Below are 8,836 nucleotides of genomic sequence, written 5' to 3' on the forward strand. Positions count from 1 at the left end.
ATGCAGGAAAGCCGGCGCAGCCGGCTGCGCCGGGGCGCCCTGGCCTGGGAGCTGCTGCGCGACATCTCCGATCCGGGGCGCTACATCGAACAGATCACCGATGAATCCTGGACCGAACACCTGCGCCGCTTTGACCGCGTGACAGCGGGCGATGTGGCGCTGCGCGACCGCAAGCTGGCTTTCCATCTGGGAGACACACCGCCCGTGGTGACACGCCTGGTGCTGGAGAGTTGATATTGGAGAGTTAAACGCCGCACCGGACCGGGCCACATTGCGTGCAAGGTCTGTGCATCGGTTGTGCCTCCAGAAGGGCTGTGTCGGGCCTTGCGCCTGCAGGGCAGCCTGCGGCAGCCCCCGCCGGCCTGGCTCGCTCGTGTGAAAGCGGAATCGGCCTCCAGCCCTTGCTGAACGGTCGCTAACAGCTACTTGTTTGATAGCAAACAAGAGGTAAACAACAACTCCCAGGCCGGAAGCACACGTCGTGCACGGGTCGCTCCAACGACCTGGCATGCGCCTTGCATCTCATCTTGTACACAAGTATGGATGCTTCAAATTGGTGCAAGTTTCATTAACCCCTGATGTGACCGGCAAGCCCTCTTTGCCGGAACACGCGTCCGCCTCTGCGGGCGGCCAGGCGCTGGCGCCACAGGCCTGGATCTGCCGCGTTGCGCCAGCGGCAGCGGGCACGCCGGCGGTCTCGTCCGGGGCGCTTGCGGGCTTGTCCTTTGCGGTCAAGGACAACATCGACACCGCAGGCCTGCCAACCACCGCCGGCTGCCCGGCTTTTGCCTACACGCCGGCGGTCAGCGCCTTTGCTGTGCAGAAGCTGCTCGATGCTGGTGCATCTTTGCTTGGAAAAACCAATCTCGACCAGTTCGCCTGCGGCTTGAACGGCACCCGTTCACCGTTCGGGGCGGTGCCCAACGCGCTCAACCCCGCCTACGTGGCGGGTGGCTCCAGCTCCGGCTCGGCCTATGTGGTGGCCACCGGTCAGGTGGACTTTGCGCTGGGCACCGACACGGCAGGTTCCGGCCGCGTGCCGGCCGGCCTCAACAACATCGTCGGCCTCAAGCCTTCGCGTGGCCTGATCAGCGCCCGCGGTGTGGTGCCTGCGGCGCAAAGCGTGGACTGCGTGTCCATCTTTGCGCGAACCGTGGCCACGGCGGTGCAGGTGCTGGAGAGCGCCATGGGCCATGACGTGCTCGACCCCTATTCACGGCAGCTGGCACTTGCCAGTGAATCATTTCCAGCGGCTTTCCATTTTGGTGTCCCGGCCAGCCTGGAGTTTTACGGCGACAGCGCCGCCGAAGCCGCGTTTGCAGAGGCGGTGGCGCGGCTGCAGTCCCTGGGCGGCATGCCGGTGCCCATCGACTTCGCACCGCTGGCGCAGGTGGCGGCGCTGCTGTATGAGAGCGCACTGGTGGCCGAGCGCTACACCGCCGTCCGCAGCTTCTTCGATACCCATGAGGACGAGGTGATCGAGCCGGTGCGCAGCATCATCGCCGCAGGCCGCGCCTACAGCGCAGCGGACCTGTACGCGGTGCAGACCGAACTGAAACGCCTGGGCCAGCAGGCCGATGTCATGTGGACCGGCATCGACCTGCTGGTGGTGCCGACGGCCCCCACGCACTACACGATTGCCCAGATGAGGCAGGACCCCGTGGCACTGAACCGCAAGCTCGGTGCCTACACCAACTTCGTCAACCTGCTCGACTACGCGGCGCTGTCGGTGCCCAGTGCCATGCGCGCCGATGGCCTGCCTTTTGGCATCACGCTCATCGCACCCTGCGGCAGCGACTGGCAGCTGGCAGAGCTGGGCCAGCGTTATCACCATGCCACCGGCCTGACGCAAGGCGCCACCGGTGCACCCCTGCCTGCCATGCGGCCCATCGCCGGCATTCGCAAGCCGGCCACAGTGAAAGTGGCGGTGGTGGGCGCACACCTGTCCGGCATGCCCCTGAATGGCCAATTGACCGAACGCGGCGCCACCCTTGTCGGCGCCGCTGAAACCGCGCCGCACTACAGGCTGTTTGCCCTGCCCGGGACCACACCGCCCAAGCCCGGCCTGTTGCGTGTGGCGGCCGGCCAGGGCACACGTATTGCCCTCGAGATCTGGGACATGCCGCTGGGCGCTTATGGCTCCTTTGTGGCGCTGGTGCCTGCGCCATTGGGCATAGGCACGCTGGAGCTTGGCGACGGCAGCACGGTTCAGGGCTTTTTATGCGAAGCCGAAGCCCTGCACGCCGCGCAGGACATTTCGCACCTGGGCGGATGGCGCGCCTACGTCGCTTCGTTGAAAGCCGCCAGGCTGTGACCCGTTTTACTTTGATCCATCACTTTTCCAGGAGAGACTCATGAGCCAAGCCAGCCATTCCACCCGCCGCACCCTGTTGAAGGCCGGCGCAGCCAGCGCAGCACTGGGTGTGCTGGGCGCGCCCGCCATCGTGCGCGCCCAGGCGGGCCCCAAAATCCGCATCGGCTACTGGCCCATTGCCGCAGGCCTGCCGTTTTATTCGGCCATCGAGCTGGGCTACTTCAGGGAAGCCGGGCTTGACGTCGAGCCGCTCAAGTTTGCGGGCGCCCAGCAGGTGATGGAAGCCGTGCTCTCGGGCCGTTCTGACGGCACCGCCAACGGCACCGGCTCGGCCAACATCGCCATCGGAGAGCTCGCCCAGCCAGGCACCTTCAAGATTTTCTGTTCCAACCCGAGCAATGTGAAAAACGTTCTCGACGAGGTCATCGTGCCGGTGGCCAGCCCCGCAAAGGTGATGGCTGACCTCAAGGGCAAGCGCGTCGGCTCCGGCCCGGGCATCCAGAACGTGACGCTGGCCAAGACCGTGCTGGAGCGCGGCGGTGCCGTGGGTGCGACCGTGGTCGAGCTGCCGATCGGCCAGCACGTGGCCGCACTCGCTGCCGGCCAGATCGACGGCGCCTACACGCTCGAGCCCACCGGCACCATAGGCCGCATGAACGGCACCACCCGTGTGCTCGAGGCCGGCGTGATCGCGCGGTACGTATTGGGCGACCCGATGGCCCCCTGGTTTGGTGGTTCGGCCTCGCTGTCTTCGGACTTCATCAAGAAGAACCCCGACGCTGCCAAAAAATTCGTTGCGGCCTATGGCAAGGGCGTGGCTTACGTGCGCAGCAAGTCGGTCGAGGCGCGCCAGTACCTCAAGGGTTACACCGCTATCGAAGGCGCGCTGACCGGCGAAGTGCCGCTGGCGGCGTACATGATGTACAACGAGTTCAAGCCGGCCGACGTGGCGCACTTCCAGAAGTTCTTCGACCTGTTCTCGGAGAAAGGTATCTTCACGTCGCGCCTCATGGTGGACTCCATGCTCTACAAGGGCTGAATGAAATGAGAGCCCCCACATTTGCCGCTTCGCGGCTGCACTGCCCCCCAGGGGGGCGCATGTCGCCTTGGGGCGGCCCGGCGGCGACATGATGGATACGCCGGCCGCATCCACCAAGCCCTGGGCCCCGCCAGCTGCCAATACGGCTGGCGCCGCGCCGCGCAAGCCGGCCTGGGGCAAGGCCTTGCCTTTCATCGGTCCGGTGGTGCTGTTCATCGTCTGGGACCTCGTGGTGCGGTTGGGCTTCATCAAGGCCATCCTGTTGCCACCGCCGCTCGACGCCATGGGGGCGCTGGTCAACGGCCTGGCCGGTGGCCCGCTGCTCAAGGACTTTCTGGTAACCGTGTGGCGCACGGTCCAGGCTTTCCTGATTGCCGCTGCAGTGGGCATGCCCCTGGGCGTGTTGCTGGGCAGCTCGGAGAAGGCCTACCGCAGCGTCGAGTTCCTGATCGACTTCTTCCGCTCCACACCCTCCTCCGCGCTGATTCCGCTGTTCCTGATGATCTTCGGCGTGTCCGACATCAACAAGGTGGCGATTGCCGCATTTGGCGCCCTGCTCATCGTGGTATTCAACAGTGCCTACGGTGTGATCAACGCGCGCAAGCAGCGCGTGATGGCGGCGCGGGTCATGGGTGCTTCGCGCTGGCAGGTGTTCAAGGACGTGCTGATCTGGGAAAGCCTGCAGCCGAGTTTTGTCGGTCTGCGCTCGGCCGTGTCCATGGCGCTCGTCATCGTGATCGTGGCCGAGATGTTCATCGGCGCCGACAGTGGTCTGGGCAACCGCATCATCAATTCGCAGCAGGTCATGAACGTGAAAGACATGTACGCCTCCATCCTGGCCGCCGGTGCACTGGGTTACGCGCTCAACATCCTGTTCCTGGTTGTCGAGCGCCGGATTGTTCACTGGAGTGGCAGGTAGATGGCCCCCACGCTTGTCGCTTCGCGTACTGCGCTGCCCCCCGAGGGGGCCGCTGCGCCTGCGGCCCGGCGAAGCCGGTTCCGCGGCCCCTGCTTGAAGGGGACGTGTTCGCGGAGGGTTCCTCAACATGAAATTTATGGGAGCGTGTCATGTCCGCTGTAATCAATGCGCCGGTGTTTGCCGATGTGCCCGTGCGCGAGTTCCAGCCTGGACCAGCCGGCACGCACATCACGATTCGCGGCCTGACCAAGTACTTTGCCGGGTGGCCGCTGTATGAAGACTTCAACCTCGACATCCCGAAACACAAGATCGTTTCGGTGTTCGGCCCCAACGGCTGCGGCAAGTCCACGCTGATCAACATGATTGCCGGGCTGGTGCCCATCGACGCTGGCGAGATTTTGTTCGACGGCAAGTCGCTGAAGGACACCAAGATCGGTTATGTGTTCCAGAACTACCGCGAAGCGATGTTCCCGTGGATGCGCACCATCGACAACATCGCCTATCCGCTCAAGCTCGAAGGCAAGTCCAAGGCCGAAGTGGACAGGCGTATGGCCGAGCTGGTCGCGTCGTTCGATGTGAAGTTCGATCTCAAGCGTTACCCGTATGAGCTTTCGGGCGGGCAGCAGCAGACGGCTTCGATCATGCGTGCGCTGGCGCCCAATCCGGAGGTGCTGTTTCTCGACGAGCCCTTTTCTGCGCTCGACTTCGAGATGACGCTGTTCATCCGCGAAAAGCTGCAGGAGGTGTTCATGCAGACCGGCACCACCATGCTGCTGGTTTCGCACGACCTCGAAGAAGCCGTCTACCTGGCCGACCAGGTGCTGCTGCTGACCAAGCGGCCCACCCGCGTGGCCGAAATCCTGCCGTATGGCGATGCGCGCCCGCGCACGGTGGAAACGCTGTCCGAGGCCAGCTTCATCAGCGCCAGGAAGCGCAGCCTGGAAATCTTCCAGCGCGAAGTCCGGCGTTGAACGGCAGGGCAACCATGAACGACACCCGCATGCTGGCTTACGTCGAAACCATGGCTGCGTTGCTGAAGCTGCCACTGGATGCGGCGCGTACCCACCGTGTGGCGGCCAACCTGCAGCGCACGGCCGCCATGGCGGCGCTGCTGGAAGCCGCGCCACTGGCGGCGCATGACGAGCTTGCCGAGATATACAGGCCGGCAGCCTTCCCGTCCAATGATGACGGGCACGAACAGCTATGAAAACAATAGTACTTGATGCTGCCGCCATGGCCAAAGCCGTTGCCTCCGGCGAGGTCAGCGCGCGTGAATTGCTCGACGCCAGCCTGGCGCGGATCGAAGCCACCGACGGCCGGGTCAACGCCTTCACGGAAAAAACGCAGGCGCGCGCCCGTGCCGAAGCTGATGCCGTCGATACGCGGCGGGCCGCCTCGCAGCCCCTGGGGCCTTTGGCCGGCGTGCCTTATGCGGTGAAAAATCTGTTCGACATCGAAGGGGTCGTGACGCTGGCCGGCTCCATCGTCAACCGCGGTGAGCCGGCCGCTGCATCCGACGCCTTTCTGGTCCGGCAGATGAAGGCCGCCGGCGCCGTGCTGCTGGGCGGGCTGAACATGGATGAATACGCCTACGGTTTCACCACCGAGAACACGCATTACGGACCCTGCCGCAACCCGCACGATCTCACGCGCATCGCCGGTGGTTCCTCGGGTGGCTCCGGTGCCGCGGCGGCCGCCGGGCAGGTGCCCATCACGCTCGGCTCGGACACCAACGGCTCCATCCGCGTGCCGGCCTCGTTGTGCGGTGTCTGGGGCCTCAAGCCCACCTTCGGCCGGTTGTCGCGCCGGGGCAGCTATCCGTTTGTGCACAGCATTGATCACCTGGGGCCACTGGCTGACAGCCTCGCCGGCCTGGCGCTGACCTACGATGTGCTGCAAAGCCCCGATGCGTTGGACCCGGGTTGCCAGGCCCTGCGCGTGCAGCCGGTCGTACCGCTGCTCGGACGCGGCACGGCGGGCCTGCGCATCGGCGTGCTGGGCGGCTACTTTCACGACAACGCCACGCCCGCGGCGCGTGAGGTGGTGGCGCTGGCCGCCACCACCCTGGGCGCGAACGCCGAGGTGACCTGGCCCGACGCCGCTCTGGCACGAGCCGCAGCCTTCATCATCACGGCAAGCGAAGGCGGCAGCCTGCACCTGAGTGACCTGCGTACCCGTGCCGACGACTTCGAACCGCTCTCGGTGGATCGCTTCATTGCCGGTGCCCTGCAGCCGGTGGACTGGTATCTTCGCGCACAGCGCTTTCGCCGGTCCTACCGCGACAAGGTCAACGCGCTGTTTCGCGACTGGGATGTGCTGCTCGCCGCCGCTACGCCGGTCAGCGCACCGGCCATCGGCACCGAATGGCTGGATATCAACGGCACGCAGCAGCCCTGCCGGCCTTCCCTGGGTCTGTTGACCCAACCGGTTTCTTTTGCCGGCTGTCCGGTTGTTACAGCGCCGCTGTGGCCTACCGGCACCGGCAGTTTGCCTGTCGGTGTGCAGCTGATCGCCGCACCCTGGCGCGAAGACCTGGCTTTTCGCGCAGCGCAAATCCTCAGTGATGCCGGCGTAGCCCGCGTCCAGCCGGTCCAGCTTTAAGCCGAGCCATGCTTGCCATCAACCTTCCCGATGTTCTGGCCGAAGTCACGGCCCAGTTCCAGCGTTACGAAAAAGCCCTGACGGGCAATGACGTGGCCGTGCTCGACGAGCTGTTCTGGAACAGTCCGCATACGCTGCGTTATGGCGCCACGGAAAACCTCTACGGCTACGCTGCCATCCAGGCCTTCCGCGCTGGGCGCCCCGCGCAAGGGCTGGAGCGCACGCTGCTCAAGTCCGTCATCACCACCTATGGCCAGGACATGGCGACCGCCAATGTCGAGTTCCAGCGCACCGGCAGTGCCAGAAGCGGCCGACAGAGCCAGACCTGGCTGCGCACGCCCGACGGCTGGCGCGTGGTCGCCGCCCATGTGAGTCTTCTTGACTGAATTTCATTTCCTGACCGTTTGACTCCTTAACCCTCAACCCTTCAACCTTTTAACCCTGGAGCATTGACCATGAGCAACTTCCTTAATCGCCGCGATTCGATCAAGACCCTGGCTGCGCTCGGCGCTGCTGCCGCCAGCCCGCTGGCGTTTGCGCAAAAGCCCATCACCGTGGGCGTGATCTACGTCGGCCCGCGCGACGACTACGGCTACAACCAGGCCCAGGCCGAGGCCGCCGCTGCGCTCAAGAAAATGCCGGGCGTGAAAGTGGTTGAAGAAGAGAATGTGCCCGAGACCGCCGCCGTGCAGAAAAGCATGACCGGCATGATTGCGCAGGACGGCGCCACCCTGGTGTTCCCCACCTCCTTCGGCTATTTCGATCCGCATGTGCTGGCCGTGGCGCCCAAGTTTCCCGATGTGCGCTTTGCCCACTGCGGCGGGCTCTGGACCGAGGGCAAACACCCGAAAAATGCCGCCAGCTTCTTCGGCTACATCGAGGAATGCCAGTACCTGAACGGCGTGATTGCCGGGCACATGACCAAAAGCAACAAGATCGGTTTCATCGCCGCCAAGCCGATTCCGCAGGTTCTGCGCAACATCAACGCCTTCACCCTGGGCGCACGCTCCGTGAAGCCCGGCATCACCACCAGCGTGATCTTCACCGGCGACTGGTCGATGCCCGTGAAGGAGGCCGAAGCCACCAACAGCCTGGCCGACCAGGGTGTGGACGTCTTCACCATGCACGTGGACGGCCCCAAGGTCATCGTGGAAACAGCCGCCAAGCGCGGCAAGATGGTCTGCGGCTACCACGCCAGCCAGGCCAAGCTGGCTCCGCAGGCTTACCTGACCGGTGCCGAGTGGAACTGGCTCACGGCCTACACCACCTTCATTGAGGCGGCACGCAGCGGCAAGCCGCACCCCAACTTCATCCGCGGTGGCCTGAAAGACGGCTACGTGAAGACCTCGGCCTACGGCCCCATGGTGACCGATGCCGCGAAAAAGCAGGCCGACGGCATCAAGGCGCAGATGATGGCCGGCAGCTTTGACATCTTCAAGGGTCCGCTCAAGGACAACAAGGGCGGCACCATCGTTCCGGCGGGCAAGGTCTTCAAGCAGACCGACCTCGAGCTGGAGAAGATGAACTACCTGGTCGAAGGCGTCGTCGGCAGTGTTTGACGAACACCCCCGAAGCGCCTGCGGCGCCTCCCCCTCAAGGGGGCACCACCTGCGGCCCGGCAAAGCCGGTTCCGCGATGGCCCTGAACAGGCACGTCGGTCGCTGACGCCAAGCTCATGCGCCATTCCCTCGCCAACTTCCTGCTGCCCAGCGCTGCCATCGCAGCCGCGCTGCTGTTGTTCGGCGTCTTCGTCTGGTTTGCCGGCGTCAATCCGCTGGAGGTCTGGCTGCTGCTGTTCAAGGGCGCCTTCGGTGACTGGTACTCGTGGCAGAACACGCTGCAGCGCGCCGCACCCCTGATGCTCACGGCGCTGTGCGTGGCCATTCCGGCACGCGCCGGGCTGGTGGTGATTGGCGGCGAGGGCGCGCTGGTGCTGGGCGGGCTGGCCTGCGCGGGGCTGGCC

General features: G+C 65.0%; 9 protein-coding genes and 1 pseudogene. All 10 read left to right on the top strand.

Translation table 11 applies throughout. The annotated features are described in order from the left end of the window. Positions 1 to 234, top strand: a 234-nt coding sequence (locus WA904_RS00005) for an MFS transporter (protein ID WP_425195089.1), incomplete at its 5' end; no start/stop codon positions are given. A 364-nt stretch (positions 235 to 598) separates the two neighbouring features. After that, a complete protein-coding gene (gene atzF / locus WA904_RS00010; protein WP_425195097.1) occupies positions 599 to 2,314 on the top strand; it encodes an allophanate hydrolase in 1,716 nt (571 codons plus the stop codon). Positions 2,315 to 2,354: 40 nt separating this feature from the next. Then, positions 2,355 to 3,353 carry an ABC transporter substrate-binding protein gene (locus tag WA904_RS00015; protein ID WP_425195090.1) on the top strand — a complete coding sequence of 333 codons (999 nt, stop codon included), beginning with the start codon at positions 2,355 to 2,357 and terminating at the stop codon, positions 3,351 to 3,353. A gap of 88 nt (positions 3,354 to 3,441) precedes the next feature. Further along, positions 3,442 to 4,272 (top strand): ABC transporter permease, encoded by an 831-nt coding sequence (locus WA904_RS00020; RefSeq protein ID WP_425195091.1) that lies wholly within the window; start codon positions 3,442 to 3,444, stop codon positions 4,270 to 4,272. Between the two features lie 149 nt (positions 4,273 to 4,421). After that, a complete protein-coding gene (locus WA904_RS00025) occupies positions 4,422 to 5,243 on the top strand; it encodes an ABC transporter ATP-binding protein (RefSeq protein WP_425195092.1) in 822 nt (273 codons plus the stop codon). Positions 5,244 to 5,257: 14 nt separating this feature from the next. Further along, a complete protein-coding gene (locus WA904_RS00030) occupies positions 5,258 to 5,479 on the top strand; it encodes an AtzG-like protein (RefSeq protein WP_425195093.1) in 222 nt (73 codons plus the stop codon). Continuing rightward, a complete protein-coding gene (locus tag WA904_RS00035) occupies positions 5,476 to 6,873 on the top strand; it encodes an AtzE family amidohydrolase (RefSeq protein ID WP_425195094.1) in 1,398 nt (465 codons plus the stop codon). Before WA904_RS00030 ends, WA904_RS00035 begins: the two co-directional genes overlap by 4 nt. A gap of 8 nt (positions 6,874 to 6,881) precedes the next feature. Beyond that, positions 6,882 to 7,259: an oxalurate catabolism protein HpxZ gene (hpxZ, locus tag WA904_RS00040; protein WP_425195095.1), complete on the top strand. Its 378-nt coding sequence runs from the start codon at positions 6,882 to 6,884 to the stop codon at positions 7,257 to 7,259. A gap of 69 nt (positions 7,260 to 7,328) precedes the next feature. Further along, positions 7,329 to 8,432: a BMP family ABC transporter substrate-binding protein gene (locus WA904_RS00045; RefSeq protein WP_425195096.1), complete on the top strand. Its 1,104-nt coding sequence runs from the start codon at positions 7,329 to 7,331 to the stop codon at positions 8,430 to 8,432. A gap of 116 nt (positions 8,433 to 8,548) precedes the next feature. Continuing rightward, positions 8,549 to 8,836 (top strand): annotated as a pseudogene (locus WA904_RS00050) (ABC transporter permease); the annotation flags it as partial.

This window comes from Polaromonas sp., from assembly GCF_049790275.1.
GTDB lineage: Bacteria > Pseudomonadota > Gammaproteobacteria > Burkholderiales > Burkholderiaceae_C > Polaromonas.